This is a genomic window from Cytobacillus sp. FSL M8-0252 (assembly GCF_038007345.1).
Taxonomy (GTDB): Bacteria; Bacillota; Bacilli; order Bacillales; family Cytobacillaceae; genus Cytobacillus; species Cytobacillus kochii.
Genome location: NZ_JBBOWZ010000001.1, coordinates 468921 through 489426 on the forward strand (window position 1 = coordinate 468921; position 20506 = coordinate 489426).

The 20506-nt window shown below is 35.8% G+C and carries 22 protein-coding genes, 2 pseudogenes and 1 other annotated feature (1 of these 25 running past the window's edge); of the genes and pseudogenes, 13 read left to right on the plus strand and 11 right to left on the minus strand.

Translation table 11 applies throughout. The annotated features are described in order from the left end of the window. The first annotated feature begins 9 nt into the window (after window positions 1–9). The 8 genes from MKX83_RS02435 to MKX83_RS02470 all read left to right on the plus strand — a co-directional run bounded on the left by MKX83_RS02435 (window position 10) and on the right by MKX83_RS02470 (window position 8435). Window positions 10–1113 carry a dipeptide epimerase gene (locus MKX83_RS02435; RefSeq protein WP_095370869.1) on the plus strand — a complete coding sequence of 368 codons (1104 nt, stop codon included), beginning with the start codon at window positions 10–12 and terminating at the stop codon, window positions 1111–1113. Further along, window positions 1103–2032 carry a C40 family peptidase gene (locus tag MKX83_RS02440; RefSeq protein WP_340977505.1) on the plus strand — a complete coding sequence of 310 codons (930 nt, stop codon included), beginning with the start codon at window positions 1103–1105 and terminating at the stop codon, window positions 2030–2032. The genes MKX83_RS02435 and MKX83_RS02440 overlap by 11 nt, the downstream gene beginning before the upstream one ends. After that, a complete protein-coding gene (locus tag MKX83_RS02445) occupies window positions 2022–3038 on the plus strand; it encodes an ABC transporter ATP-binding protein (protein ID WP_341053872.1) in 1017 nt (338 codons plus the stop codon). The genes MKX83_RS02440 and MKX83_RS02445 overlap by 11 nt, the downstream gene beginning before the upstream one ends. Continuing rightward, complete coding sequence (locus tag MKX83_RS02450; RefSeq protein WP_341053874.1) at window positions 3035–3817, plus strand: serine hydrolase; 783 nt, start codon at window positions 3035–3037, stop codon at window positions 3815–3817. The genes MKX83_RS02445 and MKX83_RS02450 overlap by 4 nt, the downstream gene beginning before the upstream one ends. Window positions 3818–4397: 580 nt before the next feature. Beyond that, the gene (locus MKX83_RS02455; RefSeq protein WP_095370865.1) at window positions 4398–5354 is read left to right on the plus strand and encodes an ABC transporter permease; all 957 of its coding nucleotides are present in this window, start codon (window positions 4398–4400) and stop codon (window positions 5352–5354) included. Beyond that, window positions 5341–6297, plus strand: a complete 957-nt coding sequence (locus MKX83_RS02460; RefSeq protein ID WP_095370864.1) for an iron chelate uptake ABC transporter family permease subunit — start codon at window positions 5341–5343, stop codon at window positions 6295–6297. Before MKX83_RS02455 ends, MKX83_RS02460 begins: the two co-directional genes overlap by 14 nt. Continuing rightward, the gene (locus MKX83_RS02465; protein WP_095370863.1) at window positions 6294–7064 is read left to right on the plus strand and encodes an iron ABC transporter ATP-binding protein; all 771 of its coding nucleotides are present in this window, start codon (window positions 6294–6296) and stop codon (window positions 7062–7064) included. The genes MKX83_RS02460 and MKX83_RS02465 overlap by 4 nt, the downstream gene beginning before the upstream one ends. 348 nt (window positions 7065–7412) lie before the next feature. After that, the gene (locus MKX83_RS02470; protein ID WP_095370862.1) at window positions 7413–8435 is read left to right on the plus strand and encodes a siderophore ABC transporter substrate-binding protein; all 1023 of its coding nucleotides are present in this window, start codon (window positions 7413–7415) and stop codon (window positions 8433–8435) included. 367 nt (window positions 8436–8802) lie between these two features. On the opposite strand, the gene MKX83_RS02475 is transcribed toward MKX83_RS02470, so the two are convergent. Next, window positions 8803–9381: a TetR/AcrR family transcriptional regulator gene (locus MKX83_RS02475; protein WP_341053876.1), complete on the minus strand. Its 579-nt coding sequence runs from the start codon at window positions 9379–9381 to the stop codon at window positions 8803–8805. A 200-nt stretch (window positions 9382–9581) separates the two neighbouring features. Between MKX83_RS02475 and MKX83_RS02480 the strand changes: the two genes are divergently transcribed. Next, a complete protein-coding gene (locus MKX83_RS02480) occupies window positions 9582–10316 on the plus strand; it encodes a glucose 1-dehydrogenase (RefSeq protein ID WP_224938159.1) in 735 nt (244 codons plus the stop codon). Between the two features lie 45 nt (window positions 10317–10361). Here the strand turns inward: MKX83_RS02480 and MKX83_RS02485 are convergent, their stop codons facing one another. The 6 genes and pseudogenes from MKX83_RS02485 to MKX83_RS02510 all read right to left on the minus strand — a co-directional run bounded on the left by MKX83_RS02485 (window position 10362) and on the right by MKX83_RS02510 (window position 14534). Beyond that, entirely contained in the window at window positions 10362–10793 is a 432-nt protein-coding gene (locus MKX83_RS02485; protein ID WP_341053880.1) for a DUF4395 domain-containing protein, read from the minus strand. Between the two features lie 85 nt (window positions 10794–10878). Continuing rightward, the gene (locus MKX83_RS02490) at window positions 10879–11202 is read right to left on the minus strand and encodes an ArsR/SmtB family transcription factor (RefSeq protein ID WP_251163042.1); all 324 of its coding nucleotides are present in this window, start codon (window positions 11200–11202) and stop codon (window positions 10879–10881) included. After that, a pseudogene (locus tag MKX83_RS02495) lies at window positions 11199–11435 on the minus strand (SRPBCC family protein); the annotation flags it as partial. The gene MKX83_RS02490 and the pseudogene MKX83_RS02495, both read right to left, overlap by 4 nt. 278 nt (window positions 11436–11713) lie before the next feature. Beyond that, complete coding sequence (locus MKX83_RS02500; protein WP_307315485.1) at window positions 11714–12376, minus strand: ABC transporter ATP-binding protein; 663 nt, start codon at window positions 12374–12376, stop codon at window positions 11714–11716. Next, window positions 12373–13593 (minus strand): peptide ABC transporter permease, encoded by a 1221-nt coding sequence (locus MKX83_RS02505; protein ID WP_307315482.1) that lies wholly within the window; start codon window positions 13591–13593, stop codon window positions 12373–12375. The genes MKX83_RS02500 and MKX83_RS02505 overlap by 4 nt, the downstream gene beginning before the upstream one ends. Window positions 13594–14204: 611 nt before the next feature. Further along, complete coding sequence (locus MKX83_RS02510) at window positions 14205–14534, minus strand: hypothetical protein (RefSeq protein ID WP_224938155.1); 330 nt, start codon at window positions 14532–14534, stop codon at window positions 14205–14207. Between the two features lie 221 nt (window positions 14535–14755). Here MKX83_RS02510 and MKX83_RS24575 point away from each other — a divergent pair, with 221 nt between their 5' ends. From MKX83_RS24575 to MKX83_RS02520, 3 genes and pseudogenes are all read left to right on the plus strand, one after another. After that, window positions 14756–14938: a hypothetical protein gene (locus MKX83_RS24575; protein WP_370873341.1), complete on the plus strand. Its 183-nt coding sequence runs from the start codon at window positions 14756–14758 to the stop codon at window positions 14936–14938. Beyond that, window positions 14912–15019, plus strand: a pseudogene (locus MKX83_RS02515) (IS66 family transposase); the annotation flags it as partial. The gene MKX83_RS24575 and the pseudogene MKX83_RS02515, both read left to right, overlap by 27 nt. Window positions 15020–15073: 54 nt before the next feature. Continuing rightward, window positions 15074–15526 carry a GNAT family N-acetyltransferase gene (locus tag MKX83_RS02520; protein ID WP_307315479.1) on the plus strand — a complete coding sequence of 151 codons (453 nt, stop codon included), beginning with the start codon at window positions 15074–15076 and terminating at the stop codon, window positions 15524–15526. Window positions 15527–15615: 89 nt separating this feature from the next. On the opposite strand, the gene MKX83_RS02525 is transcribed toward MKX83_RS02520, so the two are convergent. From MKX83_RS02525 to MKX83_RS02535, 3 genes are all read right to left on the minus strand, one after another. Beyond that, a complete protein-coding gene (locus MKX83_RS02525) occupies window positions 15616–16194 on the minus strand; it encodes a pyridoxamine 5'-phosphate oxidase family protein (protein WP_307315475.1) in 579 nt (192 codons plus the stop codon). 138 nt (window positions 16195–16332) lie between these two features. Continuing rightward, window positions 16333–16779: a Dps family protein gene (locus tag MKX83_RS02530; RefSeq protein ID WP_095370854.1), complete on the minus strand. Its 447-nt coding sequence runs from the start codon at window positions 16777–16779 to the stop codon at window positions 16333–16335. Between the two features lie 97 nt (window positions 16780–16876). Further along, window positions 16877–17452, minus strand: coding sequence for a YqaA family protein (locus MKX83_RS02535; protein ID WP_095370853.1), 576 nt, complete (start codon window positions 17450–17452; stop codon window positions 16877–16879). Window positions 17453–17572: 120 nt separating this feature from the next. Here MKX83_RS02535 and MKX83_RS02540 point away from each other — a divergent pair, with 120 nt between their 5' ends. Further along, the gene (locus tag MKX83_RS02540) at window positions 17573–18439 is read left to right on the plus strand and encodes a sulfite exporter TauE/SafE family protein (protein WP_307315469.1); all 867 of its coding nucleotides are present in this window, start codon (window positions 17573–17575) and stop codon (window positions 18437–18439) included. Between the two features lie 212 nt (window positions 18440–18651). Here MKX83_RS02540 and argS read toward each other — a convergent pair whose 3' ends face one another. Further along, window positions 18652–20337, minus strand: coding sequence for an arginine--tRNA ligase (gene argS, locus MKX83_RS02545; RefSeq protein ID WP_445293174.1), 1686 nt, complete (start codon window positions 20335–20337; stop codon window positions 18652–18654). A gap of 56 nt (window positions 20338–20393) precedes the next feature. After that, window positions 20394–20506 (minus strand) — a binding site (T-box leader); it runs 105 nt beyond the window's last position.

A 20506-nucleotide genomic window follows, 5' to 3' on the forward strand; every position in this document is an offset into this window, starting at 1 on the left:
ATGTCAAATATGAAAATCAAAAGAATTGAGACACATCGCGTAGCTATACCACTCATAAAGCCATTTAAAACCGCGCTGCGCACAGTAAATACAGCGGATAGTGTCATTATCAAAATAATTTGTGATAACGGAATTGTTGGTTGGGGAGAAGCGCCGCCTACAGCTGTCATTACAGGTGATACGATGGGGAGTATTGAAGCGGCTATTAACGAAGTGATGGCTCCGAATCTAATGCATACGGATTTTTCCCAATATGAACAAATGCTTTCAATAGTTCAAACGGCAATAGTTGGTAATGCAAGTGCGAAGGCAGCAATCGATATGGCTATTTATGATTGCTTATCACAATTATGTAAGCTACCACTCTATCAATTTTTAGGTGGATATACGCATGAAATAGAAACCGATTATACAGTAAGTGTAAATGGCCCCGAAGAAATGGGGGAAGATGCGGTAAACTATGTGCAACAAGGGTTTGATGTATTAAAAATCAAGGTAGGGAAAGATAGTATTGCAACTGATATCGAGCGTATTAAAGAGGTACGCCGTAGAATTGGTAATAAAATTAAGTTAAGACTAGATGCTAATCAAGGATGGGGCAAGAAGGAAGCCATTTTTGCGATACGAAAATTGGAAGATTTAGATTTAGGCATTGAGTTAGTTGAGCAGCCAGTGAAAGCTTGGGATATCGACGGCCTAAAACAAGTAACGGATCATGTTGATACATTAATCATGGCCGATGAAAGTATTTTTACACCGAAGCAGGCGTTGGAAGTCGTTAAAAACCGTAGCGCAGATCTCATTAATATTAAGCTGATGAAGGCTGGTGGGATTTATCAGGCCCAGATGATCAATCAATTGGCAGAAGCAAGCGGAATAGAATGTATGGTTGGTAGCATGATCGAAACGAAAGTAGGTATTACTGCTGCCGCTCATTTTGCTGCAAGTAAAAGAAATATTACGCGATTTGACTTTGATGCTCCTTTAATGATGGCGAAAGATATCGTTGATGGTGGTATTCAATATAGAAGCAAAAAGATCACATTTCCGAACGAATCGGGGTTAGGCATAATAGATGTAGATATTAAAGGAGGGGTTTCTCTTGGTAAATAAATGGATTACGAATGTCCCTGTTGCTACGTTATGGACGTCTGCCCAATCTCCTAGAGCAATAGATGAGCAAGGCATCAAGCAAAATCCTGACCTTAATGCTTGGATTGCATCACTAGATTATGAGAAAGCTTTAGAACTATGTAATGCCAATCTCGTACAATCACAACTTTTATATGGTGAAGAAGTCGTCGTGATAGAAGAGACAAATGAATGGTTTCATGTGGTTGTACCTACTCAACCTTCTTCCAAAAATAGTGTTGGTTACCCTGGTTGGGTACCGAAATGTCAAATGACGGCTTGTGAAAGCTGGGATGTCATGCAAGGACCGATTGCTGTGGTCACTGCGAAAAAAGCCAATTTAACTAAAACAAATGAAATCCTCACTCTAAGTTACTTAACGGTCTTACCATTAATTTCAGAAAAAGGTGAGTTGGTTACTGTACAAACACCTGACGGAGAAGGTGCTTTACAGCGGAGTGACGTTGAGATTTTTTCATCTAGATCCGATTGGTCGGTGAAAGATGGTGAGAAAGTGGTTGAATCAGCTGAACAATTTCTTGATTTACCATATTTTTGGGGTGGGATGAGTAGCTACGGTTATGATTGCTCTGGATTAAGTTATACTGCGTGTAAAGCGAATGGTGTCATCATACCAAGAGATGCACATGATCAGTCTGTTGAAGGAGAAGAAGTTTCACTTGATTCCCTACAACGAGGGGATCTTTTATTCTTCGCTTATGAAGAAGGTAAAGGAGCGCTGCATCATGTCGGTATTTATTATGGGGATGGTAAATTACTGCATTCACCAAAGACGGGAAAGAATGTTGAGATAATCCCACTCGCTGGGACGGTATACGAGAAAGAACTAATGGCAGCAAGGCGTTTCTGGAAAAAAGGAGAAGATTCACATGCAAGCTGAAACGATTTTATCAGTCCAACAATTAAAGAAGCATTTTCATTTAGGGAAAGACCGCGTTTTAAAAGCTGTTGATGGGGTTTCTTTTGACATTAAAAAAGGAGAAACTTTTGGGATTGTAGGCGAGTCAGGTTGCGGTAAATCGACTGCAGGCAGAACAATCATTGGCTTATATGATCGTACGGCTGGAGAAGTTTTATATGATGGTAAAAATATTCATGAAATGAATGAAAAAGAAAAATTTCAATTCCATCGCAAAATGCAAATGATTTTCCAAGATCCATATGCTTCATTAAATCCTCGCTCAACTGTACAAGAGATTATTTCTGAACCGATGGAAGTCCAAGGACTTTATCAAAATAAAAAAGAACGTCTAGAACGGGTATATCAATTACTGGAGGATGTCGGGTTAAATCGGGATCATGCAAACCGCTACCCTCATGAATTTAGCGGGGGGCAAAGACAAAGGATTGGTATTGCTAGAGCACTCTCGTTGGATCCAGAATTTATTATTGCTGATGAACCTATCTCTGCATTAGATGTATCTGTTCAAGCGCAAGTTGTGAATCTATTAAAAGATTTACAAAAGAAAAAAGGCTTAACCTACCTTTTTATCGCCCATGATTTGTCCATGGTTAAGCATATTAGTGACCGAATAGGCGTTATGTATTTAGGACATTTAGTAGAGTTAACTTCAAGTGAAAACCTTTATCAGAAACCCTTACACCCATATACACAAGCACTACTATCAGCAATCCCCATACCTGATCCTGATGTAGAAGATAGACGGGAACGAATTATTTTAAAAGGAGAGTTGCCAAGTCCAGTCAATCCACCAAGTGGCTGTGTGTTTCGGACGAGGTGTCCACATGCTATGGAAGTGTGCGCGACACAAGCTCCTGTTTGGCAAGAGGTTGATGATAAACATTTTGTTGCTTGCCACTTATATAATGAAGGCCTGCAAGACGGTAAGAATGGTAAGCAAGCAGCTGCATCGAGGGAATCATGAGTAAATTGGAGGTAATGAAACAAGCTGTTAATGAGTTGTTGCAGCAACATTGTCTAGATGCAGCTGTACATATAGAAACCGACGAAGGTATTTTATCAGTCAATTCCCATCAAGTGTTTTCGTCAGCAAGCCTAATAAAAGTGCCCATTTTATTAACAGCATTACGTGAAGTGGAAAAAGGTCGTTTACACTTAGAAGAAGAAGTAAAGGGTGGTCTTTCTGTTGGAGGGGCAGGGGTTTTATCAGCTCTATCTCCCAATCCTTCCTTTACATGGAAAGATATCCTTACATTAATGATGATTGTCTCTGATAATAGTGCAACAAATTGGATCATTGATCGCTTGGAGATGGAGACAATCAATCGTTTGATTAAAAGCTTAAATTTAGAACAAACATGTTTAAACAGAAAAATGATGGACTTTCAAGCGATTGAAAGAGGAGTGAATAATCTAACAAGTGCTTACGATATGGTGCAATTGCTAAGAGTAATGAAAGACAAAGGGCGATGGATAAAAGATAGCTACATGCTCATGGAGAGTATAATGGCGAAACAACAATTCACATTATTAACGGCAGAATTAGAGGAAGAGAGCCATCCAAATATTAGTTACGGAAGTAAAAGTGGCTCGCTACAAGGTATTCAACATGATTGTGCTTACTTCTGTCATGAAAATAAGTATGTTCTTGCCGCTGTTTTAACAGCTAATTTACCTAATCAAATGATTGGTAAACAACTTATTAGTGAAATAGGAATGGCGATTAAGAGGTATATAATATAGTTGTTATAGCAAATTAGGCTCTGAATAACCATTGTGTTCAGAGCTTTTTTTTGTTTAAGTCGGCGATATCAGTATTGCTGTACGATTTGAGGATGGGAGCAGGGAATTACTGCATTCTTCGCATATAGAAACGTGAAGAAATGTGAGTCGATGACAAGGATACGGTAAAACCGTCTTTGCTGAGAAATAGCCAATTCGGATTTGCAAAAGCGGTTGAATTAGCTCCGAAATGAAAGTGAGGAATCAGGTCAAGCATGAAGAGAAAATCGAAAGTCTACCTCTAAAGTATAAGAATCCCCTGAGTCAAAGTGCACACTTCCCCATGCCCCATAAGACCGGAGCCTTTACCGCAATCAATCCATCTTTTGTAAAACATAATGGTACTAAAGATGCCAACAAGTAACTTTGATGGCACAAAATATATTCTCCTTTTTAGATTGAAATTGTCTAACTTTTCTTTCTATCTAGAGGAATTCGCTGTTGTTTTAGGGTTTTTTATACTATATAATGATAAATGGACTTAGATTGATAATCATTTTCAGTTGTCATGATGAGAATAAACAGATAATGAGGTTTACATATGAGAATATGGATGTTAATCTGTGCAGCTATAGTCCTGTCATTTATATCACTATTTATCGGTGCGATTGATATTAAACCAATGGATTTGCTAGATTGGGAGTCTGATGAAACACAAATTTTCCTGATTAGTCGTGTACCTAGATTAATAGCGATTATTTTAGCTGGTGCAGGAATGAGTATTGCTGGTTTGATTATGCAAAGTTTGAGCAGGAATAAATTTGTTTCTCCGACAACCGCGGGAACGTTAGATGCTGCTAAGCTAGGTATTATGATTTCCATGCTATTTTTTACAAACGTAACGTATACCCAGCAAGTTCTTTTTAGTTTTGCTTTTGCGCTTGTCGGTACGATGGTATTTATGCAAATACTTGATCGTATCAAATTTAAAGATGTTATATTTGTTCCTCTTATTGGAATAATGTACGGGAATATTTTGTCTTCTATTACCACTTTCTTTGCGTATGAAGCTGATATCCTGCAAAATATATCTTCATGGTTAATGGGGAGTTTTACTTTAGTAATCTCGGGCCGATATGAACTTTTATATGTAAGTATCCCAGTATTCATTTTGGCTTATTTATATGCTAATAAATTTACCGTTGCAGGTATGGGAGAAGAATTTGCGAAAAATTTAGGATTGAGCTATAAGTGGGTTTTAAATATTGGTCTCATCCTTGTTGCTATCATTGCTACGACTGTTGTACTAACTGTCGGTGTCATTCCGTTCTTAGGCTTAATTGTACCTAATATCGTGTCTCTGTATATGGGAGATAATCTCCGAAAAACGATTCCACATACGGCTCTTTTAGGCGTTGTGTTCTTATTAATTTGTGATATTATTGGGCGCATTGTGATCCACCCTTATGAGATACCGGTGAACGTAACAGTTGCGGTAATCGGTAGTGTCATCTTCTTAATTATGTTATTTAGGGGGAGAGCATATGCGAAAAAATAGTACCAAATTAATCGTTTTGGCGGTCATATCTGTCGTTTGTATAGTACTGTATGGTTTTTACGATATAAAAGGTGGGTTTGATTATGCTTTCCCAAGGCGTATGATTCGTGTGGCAGCTATGGTTGTTACCGGAGTTGCGATTGCTTATTCTACAGTTGTATTCCAAACAATCACTAACAATAGAATCTTAACACCTTCTGTGATGGGGATCGATTCTATGTATGAAGTAGTTCAGACGATGATTTACTTCTTCGCGGGTTCGATGTCGATATGGGTATTAAACAAATATTTAAATTTTGGTGCAGCTATATGTGCCATGGTCATTTTTGCATTGTTGTTATACCGCTTCTTATTCAGAGCAGACAAACACCCGATTTACTTACTTTTATTAATTGGGATGATTATTGGTACGCTGCTTGGTAGCTTGGTGACATTCTTACAAGTAATGATCGATCCCGTTGAATATTTAAGTTTACAAAGCAAGTTATTTGCAAGTTTTACAAATGTAAAAGCTGATTTACTAATGATTGCTTTTGGCATATTGTTACTTGCTTTTATATACGGATATTTCATCATGGATAAATTGGATGTTATGTCGCTTGGGCGTGAAAATGCGATTAACCTGGGGATTAACTATGATCGTATGGTTATGAATGTACTAATTCTATCATCAGTCTTGATTGCCACTTCTACTGCGTTAGTTGGGCCAATTACATTCTTTGGGCTGATTGTTGCTAACCTGTCCTATCAATTTCTCTCGTCATATAAGCACTCTACGCTCATTCTTGGTGCTAGTTTAATTAGTATCATAGCTTTAGTCGGTGGACAATTCCTAGTTGAGCATGTATTTGAATTAAAAACAACATTAAGTGTTATCATTAACTTTATTGGTGGTATTTACTTCATCTATCTATTATTAAAAGAAAGTAGGTCAGCCGGATGATTGAAATAAAAGGATTAACGAAGCGTTTTAATAAAAAGCCTGTTGTTGAAGACGTTACAGTCGCAATTGAGCCAGGGACCATTACTTCTTTTATCGGACCAAATGGTGCAGGGAAATCTACACTTCTATCGATGGTTAGTAGATTGTTAGAAGCAGATACAGGAGAGGTATTGCTTGATCAAAATGATGTGACGAAATGGAAGTCCAATGAATTTGCGAAACGCGTATCGATTTTAAAACAAGCCAATCACATTAATGTCAGGTTAACAGTGAGAGATCTTGTAGAGTTTGGAAGGTATCCATACTCTAAGGGTAGATTAAATGACGCTGATAAGAAATTTGTTGATCAGGCAATTGAATATATGAACCTTTCAGATATGGAAGATAAGTTTTTAGACGAGTTATCAGGGGGACAAAAGCAGCGAGCTTTTATTGCTATGGTTATTGCACAAGATACTGATTATGTCTTGCTTGATGAGCCGTTAAATAACTTGGATATGAAGCACTCCGTCCAAATTATGAAGATTCTCCGTAAATTAGTTGACGATCTTGGAAAAACCGTCGTCATTGTATTGCATGATATTAATTTTGCTTCTGTTTATTCCGATCGGATTGTCGCATTAAAAGACGGCAAAGTTGTAAAGAATGGACCGACTGAAGAAATTATTAATTCGGTCGCATTGCGAGAAATTTATGATATGGATATTCCTATTCAAGAGCAAGATGGTTGCCGTATATGTGTATATTTTAATTCGCAAATTTCTTAAAGAGATTCCTTATAGGAAGGGTTACTATCACCCCTTTTTATAAGGAATTAACATAACTTTAAATGCATATTTATTCATTTTTATGCTTCTTTTATTAAAACATCTTAATTTATGCTTCTTTTTTAGCAAACGTTAAAAATCTAAATTTGGCAAGTGTTTCGATAGGTGAAATAAACAGTCAGTAAAATAATTAATTTCCAATTATAGAATATTTTTCTAAAAAAATTCAAAATAATTATGCAAATGGTATTGACGATTTGTCTAAATCAATCTATAATGATTATTGTTATCAGTGATAATGATTATCATTGCTAATAAGAGATTATACAATAGGGAGAGGTCATACATATGAAGAAATGGAAGTTAGCTAGTCTTTTTCTAGCGCTTGTTTTAATGCTTGCTGCATGTGGTTCCAATGACGATACTGCTGAAGATGCAGGCAACTCAGAAGATAAACAAACAGAAAATAATGCAGCGGAAGGTTCTGCTTATCCAATGACTGTGTCTCCGACTGTTGCTTCGACTGAAAGTCGTGATGCCGGAACAACAGTTAACTTTGAAGATGTAGAATTTGAAAGCATGCCTGAAAAAATTGTTGTTTTTGACTACGGTTTCTTAGATACACTAGATGCACTTGGAGTTGAAGGGGTAGTTGGTTTACCTCAAGAGTCTACTTTGCCATCTCACTTAGAGGCATATGCATCTGATGAGTATACAAATGTTGGTTCTTTAAAAGGTCCTCTTTTAGAAGATATTGCTGAACTTGATCCAGACGTTATCTTTATTTCTGGTCGTCAATCAGCATTTTATGAAGAATTAAAAGAAATTGCACCAGTTGTATTTGTAGGTACTAGCGAAGATGCTTATTGGGATACATTCCAAAATTCTGTTGACGTAGCTGCAAAAATGTTTGATAAAGAAAAAGAAGCAGAAGAATATCTTGCAAAATACGATACAGCACTTGAAGAAATTAACGAGTTAGCTGGCAACTATGAAACTTCATTAGTGACTATGTATAATGAAGGAAAACTTTCTGGATTTGCTGAAAACTCTCGTTTTGGTTATATCTATGATGTTTACGGCTTCAAACCAGTTACACAAGATATCGAATCTTCATCTCACGGTTCAAACTTCGGTTTTGAAGCGATTCTAGAATTTGATCCAGAAGTATTATTTGTTATCGACCGTACAGCGGCTGTAGATGGCAATTCTAATATCGAAAAAGATCTTGAAAACGATATTATTAAGAAAACACAAGCGTACCAAAATGATCGTGTGATCTACCTTGATGGTGCTCTTTGGTACTTAAGTGGTGGCGGCTTACAATCTGAGCTTGCTAAAATCGAAGAAGTATTAGCTGAATTAAAATAATCTGCTGTTAGAGTAAGCGATTATCCTATAGAAAAAGAAGCATTCTTAAAAAGATGCTTCTTTTTTGTTTTAAGTATATCCTTTTTGATGGGATTTGCTGTTACAACGATAGCGGAAATACCAAGGATAGCAGAGCAAAAAGGTTTTGTTCGTACATTAAGAGTAGAAAGCCTCTAAAAGGTCTTGTATTAAAAAATCCCTATTTTCACAGTTTGTTAAACAGTCACAACTAAAGAAGGATAGGGTGGGCAATAATTGTTGCACCACCCAAAGCAAAAATAACTAGTAATATAAGTTGGTATGCACCTATCAATGTAGAATGATTTCAATTTAATAGACAAATCTATGTATAGCTTATGTGTTCATTTTATTTAACAATGGCCTCTCCCAAGCTGGTTGAGTGAAGGAAAGAAAGTCTTTGAGCCATTTCCTCGGGAGTTGTTTGGAAGTCTTCTTTTATCCAAAAGATAAATAGTCCTAAAAGGGCGTAGGTTTCATAGAAATTAATCGCTTCTATATCAAACCATACTTCTTCTTTTAATTGTAACTCACTGCGACTAATGCTAGTAATGGTTTCACAAAAATGGTTTTGTGAACCTGGTATCACTTCGCCAATCAACATAAGGGAGAAAACGAATTGATTTTTTTGTACGTATTCGAAGATGGGAACATTACGTGTTGGGTCAGATAATAAGAAGCTTTTTTTTCCTTTAAAGCTATCACGGAAATATTGAGCGAGTTGTTCTAGGTAGTCTTGAAATATATCTTCTAATAAATGAGAGCTATCTTTATAATGCGAGTAAAATGTCACACGATTACAATTGGCCACTTTAGATATTTCAGTTATTGAGATCTCTTTAAAGTCTTTTTGGGATAACAGCTTTAACATGGCACTTTTTAAATTTGTACGTGTTCGCACGACTCGACGGTCTTCTTTTACCACCATGACTACCACCTTTCATACTGTGTCTTAATAAAGAGTATAACATGAAAAATAGAGCGTTAAGCAAATATTATTTTCATACTCGAAACATTTATTTTGACAACGGATTAGAATTCTGTTAATTTACATATGTAGTATAAAAAAACGGTGACAATTTTCCTGGTTTCATGAATAACTTTTGATAGTTAGAGGAGGAATTATACATGGCAAGATTAGAGGGGAAAGTAGCAATTATTACTGGTGCGGCTCAAGGGATGGGTGCGGCTCATGCGCGTCTTTTTATTGAAGAAGGGGCAAAAGTAGTGATTACTGATTTAAACACAGAAAAAGGTGAGGCTGTTGCAAAGGAATTAGGTGAAAATGCTTTATTCGTAAAACAAAACGTAACAACCGAAAGAGACTGGGCAACAGTTGTAGCTAAAGCAGAGGAAGTATTCGGTCCTGTTAATGTGTTGGTAAATAATGCGGGTATTACAATGTCTAAATCATTACTTGAAACAACGGAAGAAGAATATCGTCGTATTGTAGATATTAACCAAGTATCTGTTTTCTTAGGGATGAAAGCGGTTATTCCTTCCATGCAAAAAGCAGAAGGTGGCTCGATCGTTAACATTTCATCAATGAATGGTATTGTTGCCGGTGCAGTCGGTTATACAGATACGAAATTCGCCGTTCGTGGGATTACAAAAGCCGCAGCAATGGAATGCTCTCACTATGGCATTCGTGTAAACTCTGTACATCCTGGAGTAATTGAAACACCAATGATTATTCAAGAGGATACGAAAGCACAAGTAGAAGAATTCGCTAAACATATTCCACTTAAACGCATGGCAAAACCTGAAGAGGTTTCTAACCTGGTATTATATTTAGCATCAGATGAATCAAGCTATTCAACAGGTTCTGAATTCATCGTTGACGGTGGATTAACTGCAATGTAATCAATATAAAAAAAGCGGGGTCTCATATTGACCTCGCTTTTTTTTTTATGAACGCAAAGAGCGTCTATATTTATACTGATTGTACTGAAAGTGAATAAAACAGCCAATACAAAAGCCACAAAGAGCAATGGTTGCTGCTAATCCAACAATAATGGCGAAAGAGTAAGATAGTATGGTCCATCCAATGATAGAGCTAATGAATGCAATACTTAAACATACTACAGCAATTAGCTGATTGAATTGTTGTTGTGCTTTATCTTCAGGTATATAAGAGGATAAAGGTTTTTTGAGAAACTTTTTAGCTATCATCATCACCGGATTATTCCCTGTTAGTAAGCCAATCAATCCAGCAAGTAAGGGAATAAGTAAAATGAAGAATTGCCCAGTTATCAGTGTCGCAATTACACTTAAGACGATTACCCACTGATTCGTTTTAACGAGAGGACGTGGAATAGAAGCGATTTGTTGGTTGTTCATTTTAAAAACCAACCTTTCCAATGTGTTTAGTTCATTATATCATGAAATTTAGTTGATTATACCTATTTTCGCTTCTTTACTAGGACTACTCTTCTCTATCATTCTCGACAATAAACTTTAATTTAGTGAGTTTGTTATTCCAGAATTGTTCATAATAATGCAGCCACTGGCTTACTTCTGTTAAAGGTTCTGGATTAATATGATAGATGTTTTCTCTGCCTTTCCTGTGGCTCTTCACTAAGTTGGCATCAGAGAGAATATGCAGATGTTTGGCTACCGCCGTGCGACTGATTGGAAAATGAGCACTGATTGCAGCGATAGATAGTTCTTCTTTTGAAAGTAGCTGGAGAACATGTCTTCTAGTAGGGTCAGCAATTGCCTGAAAAACGTCGTGCTTAATTGCTGTCATGATTGCTCTATTGCCGTCCTTAAACGTTTTTGCACGATGGCTTCCCATCCATTATTCATACGTTCACGAATAATTTCGCTTTTTTCATTTGGTTTAGTAAGAATTGTATTCGCTTCTTTCCAACCACTATGAATGAGTGTGAATTTTGTGCTATTGTCTACTTCTTCTAGTAAAAAGGTGACAACCCATCCGTCAGTATCCCAAGAGAAAGATAATTTATTTGGCTCATCGATTACTTATTTATATGGATGTCTATGTGCTTTTCAGTTCACTAAAAAAGCTGCGTAAATAAAATAAACGTTTCACTCAGATACTAAATATAACTCATTTAATGATCTATAATGATTATGATTCTTATTTAGGCCATCCTAGATAAACAGCAAAAAGAATGAGAATAATTCCTAGCGCTAATAAAAACTTATACAACAAATGACGTTTTCTGCGAGAAGTGCCAAGAATGGTGAAGAATATGCCAAGGATGAATGACATGACCATTGTAAGGAATCCCATTTTATTCATTCCTTTCGAGAGTAATTATTCGTTCATGACGATTGGCTACATCTAAATCATGAGTCACTGTAATGATAGTAGTATTAAATTCTTTATTCATATCAAATAGTAGATTGATAATTTTATTTTTATTTTCTAAATCTAAAGATGCAGTTGGCTCATCTGATAAAATTATTTGGGGATTCATAATTACAGCCCTAGCAAAAACAGCTCTAGATCGCTGACCCCCAGAACAATCAAGTGGTTTTTTTTCCAAAATGGACTCTATCCCAATTTTATTAGTAATCCGTTTAAATCGCTCTTGTACAGTTAGGTCTTTTTCAACGTTACCATACATAAGCGGCAGTTTAATATTGTCCTCTATGGTTAAAGAATTAATAAGCGAGGACTCCTGGAGAACAAAACCAATTTTTTGATTACGCCACTCAGCTAGTTTATTTCGGGATAAATCATTAACAGGTGAATCAAAAAGCTTATAATTCCCTTGATAGTCTGTATCAAGTAGACCAAGAATATTAAGCAAAGAAGTTTTTCCAACTCCAGACTCTCCTATAATAGAAAGTCTTTCCCCAGGTTTTACTTCCAAATCAAAGTCATTTAGAATAGAAAAATTTTTCTTCTTGAATGTTTTTTTCTGGATTTCTAGCTTAATTATACTATTCATTGTAACACCCCTACGGATATCGGAATACTTTTGATTTTTTTTATCGTAAGTTCAACAATCACAAATGCAATAATAACATCTATAAAAAGAACAATAAGTAAAGCCATCCAATCCATACTTATTAAACCAAGTATTCCGTAAGTAGCAAAAGTTGAATCGTTTCTTAACCAAGAGCCGTATCTATTATAAGCGGTGATCACAGATACTATGACTAGAATAATAGAGAACAACATTCCAAAATAGCTATAGAAAATTGCTCTTAGTTTTGAATAACTTAATCCAACTAATAAATTGATTGTAAAATCTCTTATCATTAATCGAACACTCACTAAATTATTCCATATAGCTAGACCTACAATGATTATAGTTAAAATAAGGGTGATAGTACAGATGATTATTAATGAATTTAAATAATAATCTTCAAAAAACTCAAAATTTTCTTGTTGATTAAAAAAGTTAAATTCTAAACCTAGATTTTCCTTGATATTTTCTCTTAAATTCATTGCTTCTTCTTTTGTAGAATTTAGAAGTATAAGATCCATTAAACCATTAACGTGGAGGTCAAGACCCGCATTTTGAATAAATTCTTCATTAATAGGTAGAAAAATTGAGAAGTTATGATAATTCTTTGAATTGGGAGCATAAAAATTAGAACTTTGAGCATTCTTCTTCAAAACTCCTTGAACTTTTAAATTAACTAGTTGTTGGGTCACAGGATCCGTAATCTCAATATTTGACCCTACAGGATATGTTTTGGCTAAACCTGCACCTATTAAAACAGGTATGTCATCTTTATTAAATTTATAATTGAAATTTAAGTGGTCTCCTTGAGATAATTCCAATTGATTTATCTTATAAGCCTCTTCATCGATATAATTAAAAGGAACTTCCATCTGATGTTCATTAGGCAATAAAGTAACAAAACCATCGACTCGCAGAGCATAAGTGTAATTGTTGTTTAAGTATTCATATACTTTTTGTGTATCTTCAATCTTAATTCTATTAAAATCAGCTTCACTATCTGGATCTAGATTAGCAATAATAGTCCCTTCTTGATTCAGTTTTTCCATTTCTTCATAGCCTTGAAAAGTTGATATAACTGAACGAACAGTAGTAAAAGAAAGATAATTGGCTAACAAAAGCAATGTTATCATACCCAAAACAAGTAACGGTCTTTTTAAAAATATTTTAAGTATAAAAAAACGTAAAATTCTCATTCTTTTTCCACCTTACCTGCACTAATTAATATATATATAATAAAAATAAAAACTAAGTAGAGATTACTGGTTATATTCAACTCTAAATAGAAGTTTAATAAGAGTGATAGTAAAAAACTAAACACTAATATAGCTAGACTATTCAAGATATACCGAATCACAACATTTACCATAGTATCTCCTACAAGTATTCGGCAGGATATTTCTGTTTTCTTACGATTTAAAAATTGATAGTGAAATACTATCATAACAAATGTAAGAAAAATATTTATTAAAAGCTGATACTCTATAATACTTTCTAAAAAAGTTCTTAAAATATAAGAATCTCCTAAATCCAAAGTTTTTACATAAGTAAATATTAAATTTGTAGAAAAACACATTAGGTAAATAGCAAAAGCCTCGATAACGTCGATAAATCTAAATAAAGAATATTTCAATAGTATCACCTTTTAGTTGACATCAACTACGTAGTTATTATTCATAATTAAAGTAATGCGGTATTTTATAAGATTTAAAAGTCGAATCGGGCCCTGTAGAAAAGTACCTATCAGGCCCGAACGATTTCCTATATTATATTACAAAAAAATTATGAATATTAAAATTATAGAAAATTATTTTTTTGCTCCACGACTCCAAGAAAATTTCGTAGTATACTTGTCTCCCCATCTTAAATCGTCCCAAACAGAACCTGTCACTTTACTAGAATAGGCGGTTTTGTTCATTAAAGTTTTACCATTTCGTGAGTATTTAAACGAAGTAGACCTATAAGCCGAACTAGAGTAATTCCAGGCAGCCCCATTATACCTAATTTCAAGAACTTCTTTAGTAGAGGCTCCACTAGAAGAATTTCCGAAAGAGGCCCCAAACGCTGTATTTGCACCTAATCCAATTGAACCAACTACCAATGCCGAGCAAATAAGTTTTGTCATTTTCTTTTTCATATTTCATCCCTACTTTCTATTATTTGTTTACCACGAGTATAAAAATAACATAAATTTCTTTAAATTACAATAATTAGGAGTATAAATAATAATAATTTTCACAAATAGTGTAATTATTAACAGGTGCTGCAATTGTAAGTGTCAAATAATCCCCACCTTTTCATTAGGTGGGGATTGTTTTATGATTTATTTATTCGTTTTCGTAAAACAAGAGGCTGCCAATGACTTGGACCATGGAAGAATGGCGTCTCTGTAAACAGGAACTTCAAATACTCATAAGGAATTATTCCATTTTCTTTCGTCTTTTTCTACAATACTATACGTTACAGCACTTGCTTGAGCTTCTTTTGGCGTATTGGCAAACATCCAGGCCCGATCCGATTATCTTGTTTGATTATCATTAAACAAGAGCGAGTAAGCATCCGAAGAGATTCCTCTCTCCGTTTGAAGGATATCTATATGTGGATGGATATGCGGGTTATCACGGCATTCTTTTAAAGCGATGATGAGGGAAGTAAGATAAGAGAGGAGGTGTTGGTATGATTATCTTTCGAGAGGCAAAAAGAGAGGACTTAGAAAGAATTGTTCAATTATTAGCAGATGATATGTTAGGAACAGGTAGAGAAGATGTGTCCATCCCCCTGCATCAGGCATATGAGCAGGCGTTTGAAGCGATTAGCAAAGATAAACATAATGAACTAATAGTAGCAGAATGGGATGAGAAGGTTGTCGGTGTTTGTCAATTGACCTATATCCCTTATTTAACCTATCGTGGATCCTGGAGAGCAATCATTGAAGGTGTCCGCATAGCAAGTGAATTTAGAGGAAAAGGTTTTGGTGAAGCCCTTATAAAAGAGGCCATAGTTAGAGCGAAAGAAAAAGGAGCGCGGCTCGTACAATTAACAACAGATAAGCAACGCTCTAAAGCGAAACATTTTTATGAGAAAATAGGGTTTAAAGCAACGCATGAGGGGATGAAGTTGGAATTGTAAATCCGTTTCATTTGGGATGTACTAAAAAGTAATGAGGTTCCTCCTAAAAGATCATTTCAGCAGGAACCTATAAACCTATTAAAAAAAAATTATACTTTTTCTATAACATTTGTAGCAATATGTGCAGCGAACATTTCCGCGGGTGAAGGAAGGTCCTCTTTTGCAAGCCAAGTTTCAGGCTTCCAAATACCGGCTCGGTTAAATGAGTTAGCGCAATGGAGGAAACACTCTTCAACTTCCACAGCGATTCCTAAGAGAGGTGCCTTTCCTTTATCGGCCATTTTAGCTAAGATATCTTCATCTTGAATAATTGCAGCTTTTCCGTTAATTCTTAATGTTTCATTTAATCCAGGAATGATAAATAATAATCCAACATGTGGGTTCTTTAATATGTTGTGCATACTATCTAATCTTCTGTTACCAGGTCTATCAGGTATAACTAGATGCTTCTCATCTAATACTTGTACGAACCCAGGATAATCTCCACGTGGTGAGTTATCACATTGCCCGTCTTTATTCGTTGTTGCTAAAAAAAGAAACGGTGAACGAGCAAGAAAGTCTTTGCAATGTTCATCGATTATAGATATGACCTTATTAGCAGCTCCTTTACTTGGGGGAGTGAATAGAGCTTCTAATTCTTCTTCTGATTGAATGACATTGTTGAACATTTGTTGCCTCCTTTAAACAGTCGTTGATTGTCTTATGTTTATTATAAGGGGGAACAGCTAAATAAAAAAGAAGCGATTGTGAATAGACTGAAAAACTATTAGTCTATTTCGCTCGCTTCTTTTTTATTTCTATTGTACTTAGCCTAGATAGGCATTAAGCATCCAAATATGTTTATCTAAAGAATTAATTAAGCCAACTGCATAATCTTCAACTGCTGGTTCCTCTTCTTCATCTGCCAGCTTTGTAATCTCTTTTAATTCAGCACGTAACTGTTGATAATCACTGATTAAGTTCTCAACCATTTTTTCTGCTGATTTTTCATCAAGGTTTTCTTTTAGTGTAGCTACCTCAAGATATTCTTTCATTGACGCAACTGGTTTGCCACCGATTGTAAGAATGCGTTCAGCCATTTCATCGACTACCTCAGCTGCCTCATTATATAACTCTTCAAATTTTTCATGTAGTGTAAAAAAGTGTGGACCTGTTACATACCAGTGATAGCGATGCAACTTCGTATAAAGTAGGCTCCAGTTAGCAACTTGTGTATTTAGGGCAGCGTTTAATTTCGTATCTAATGTAATCATTATTTAGTCATCTCCTCAAGAATGTTTTGTCTTAACTATATTATAACTGATTTAAAATTAAAATCAATACTTAATTATAATAATTATAATTAAGGAATTAATTTAATCTGTTTTTGATATAGTGTGTTGTGATGAAGATAATAATAATGAATATAGCCATATAAATGGTCAATGCCGTAAAGTGGTCTTTTATGAAAGGTACAGCTTTATTGCCTAATTGATGGATGAGAAAAGCTTCAAAATAAAACCTTGCGCCTCTTCCAATCGTTGCCCATAATACAACGGTCTGTATTTTCATTTTTGAGATGCCAGATAAAATCGTAAATATCTTAAACGGTAAGGGTGTAAAGGCAGATATCAGAATGGCCAATGGACCAAGCTTTTGAAAGTACAGTTCTACTTTCATGATTTGTTGCTCTTTAAAAAGTGCTCGTAGGACAGGCCTGCCAACTCGTAATCCGATATACCAGCCAAAGATTGCACCGATAACAGAAGCGAAAGTAGTGAGAAAAGCGTACCAATACACATGATCACTGTCTGCTAGTCCCATTGGAATCAAAAGTAAATCAGGAGGAATGGGGAAGAAAGAAGAGTCAGCGAACGAAACGAAAAAAAGTCCAAACACACCATATTCCAATAACCATTCTTTAAGTAAATGTAAAATTTCTTGCATATATGAAAACCCCTTTTTAAGATTACGTGGTTTGTCCTTTAGAAATTATATGTGCACTTTTTCTTTTCATTACTATGGGGTATGATGGGGATGGTTGTTTGATAGAAAGGTGATGGAATTGTGGAATTGATATTGTTTTTTCTACTAGGTGCCTTAATTAGTGTGTTGTCAGGTTTTTTTGGCATCGGTGGAGGGTTTATATTAACACCATTATTAATGCTCATTGGACTTGCCCCTATTGAGGCAATTGCGACAAGTTTGTTATTTACAATTGGGAGTTCATCTTCTGGGATTATCGGTCATATAAAATTAAAAAATATTAATTGGAAAGCAGGGATTATTTTAGGGGTGAGTGGGATCATTGCTACCCAAATTGCCCATCCTTTTGTTGTCTTTTTAGATGCTCATCAGTTAGATGAATGGGCGATTCCTGTTATGTATATTGTGTTGCTTTCTTTCTTTTCTGTCCAAATGTTTAAGAAGAAAAGTGCGCAGCAAGGAGTGAGCGGGTTAGTTCAACCTTCCATATTAAAAATGGTTTTAATCGGCTTGTTTGCAGGGTTTGTTTCCACTTCTTTAGGTGTAGGTGGAGGGTTTATTATTGTACCAATGTCGATTGCCTTTCTAGGTATGTTACCTAAGGAGGCGGTAGGAACGAGCTTATTTGCAGTCCTATTTATTGTTTCAGCAGGTTTCTTATCCTACGCATTCACTGTAGAAATTAATTATTTTATGGGGATATTCTTACTTGCTGGTGGGCTACTAGGTTCTCAATTCGGAGCTAGATCAACCGATGTTTTTGAAAACAAAGAAATTACTACATTACTATCATTTCTATACTTAACGACGATTTTGAGTGTGGCACTTAAGGCATTTGAACAAAATGTTTTTGGATTAATCATCGTTGTTCTTTATCTTCTCTACTTTTTCACTGTTCTAGGGAAAAGACATATTGCTCATTGGCGAGAAGAAAAAGGGTACTCTTAAACAGGGACATACAGGGTAGGCTTTGGTTTAGTATGGATTAGAAATATGACGAAGTAAGCCTGTTTCTAGCTCTTTCCTGGTAGATTGCATTTTTTAAAAAGGCTACATATTGTAGCCGCCGGATATATAGTGGTAACTAACTGTAGACTTTTGTTTCATTCAATCATATAGCTCCCAATTGGCTAAAGAGGGAGCTGATGTACAAGGTGAAATTACATCTCCTGAGGTGCCTTCATACCAAGTAAATGCAGGCCGTCAGTTAAGATGATTGTTACTGCTTTGACAAGACCGAGTCTCGAAGATAAATGTTCATCTTTATGAAGTATTTTTTCGTTAGCATAGTATTTGTTAAAGCTTTGCGCTAGACTAATTAAATATTTGGCAATGATGGACGGTGCTGATTTTTCATGGGCAAGGACGAGCTTATCTGGATAAAGGGATAAAAGTTTAGCTACTTGCCAAGCGTATTCACTTGATAGACCTTCTATTTTATAAGTCTGTTGCTGACTTTTGTGTAAAATAGATTGCGCTCTAGCTTGGGTATACTGTACATACGGACCGGTTTCCCCTTCGAATGTTAACATGTCTTCTAAAGAAAATTCTATTTGTTTCATTCGTTCGTTCTTTAAATCATGGAAAATGATTGCTCCTACACCAACAGCTTTAGCTACCTCATCTTTGTTCTTTAGATGAGGATTTTTTTGTTCAATATTCTCTGAAGCTAATTGTATGGCATCTTGTAATACTTCCTCTAATAATATGACACGACCTTTTCTTGTCGACATCTTCTTACCTTCTTGTAAATACAACCCAAATGGGATGTGATGGATATGTGTCGCCCAGGAATGCCCCATTTTAGATAATACGGCTTTGACTTGTTGGAAGTGGATGGACTGCTCTGGACCAACGATATAGAGAGCCTCATCAAATTGGTATGTTTGTTTACGATAAATGGCTGCCGTAATATCGCGTGTAGCATAAAGAGTCGCTCCATCTGATTTCTTAATTAAGCAAGGAGGTAGATTTTCATCTGATAAGGGTACGATTTCTGCTCCATCAGAGGTAGATAGCAAGTCAGATTGTTGCAGTGTATCGACAACCGCGTTCATTTGATTGTTATAAAAGGCCTCCCCATAATTAGAGTCAAAAGAGACACCGAGCAGTTGATAGGTTTTCTCGAATTCTTTTAAAGATTCGTCTCTAAACCAAGACCAAAGTTGCTTTGCCTCCGCATCATCAAGTTCAAGTTTTCTGAACCAAGCTCTTGCTTCTTCATGCAAGTGGGGATGTTCCTCAGCTTTCTGGTGAAATTTTACGTATAATTGGAGTAATTCCTTAATTGGCTCCTTTTTAATTAAAGCTTCACTTCCCCAATGCTTATAGGCGGTAATGAGTTTGCCAAATTGTGTGCCCCAGTCGCCTAAATGATTAATCTTAACTGTATCATATCCATGCTTTTCTGCTATAAGTGCAAGGGAATGACCAATGACTGTCGAACGTAGATGCCCCATTGAGAATGGTTTGGCGATATTTGGGCTAGAGTAGTCTAATACGATTGTCTTACCTTTACCGCTTCCTGATTGTCCGTAATTCTCTCCTTGATGTAGTACGGCTTGAATAATGAGTTGACTGATTGCTTTTTTATTAAAAAATATATTTACATATGGCCCAACTGCTTCAACATGATCTATCCATTCATGAGTTAGCTTTCCTGTTAAGTCTTTTGCTAATAGATTTGGGTTTTCTTTATAAATCTTTGCTAGTGCAAAACATGGGAAAGAGAGATCGCCATGTTCGGATGTTTTAGGCGTTTCTAACAAGCGACGAATCTCACCTTCACTTAAGGCGTTATCTATTGCAACTTGAATACATGAACTGATTGTCTTTTTCATATCTATCACCTTTTTCACCTCCAAAAATATAGGAAAACATAAAAAAGCCCGTCTCTCATAATTTGAGAGACGAGCCTTAAACCCGCGGTACCACTCTAATTGTTCGTGACGAACCCCTTTACTACTTGCCTGTAACGGGGCGAACAACCGACATGACCTACTTGGATTCTGCCAT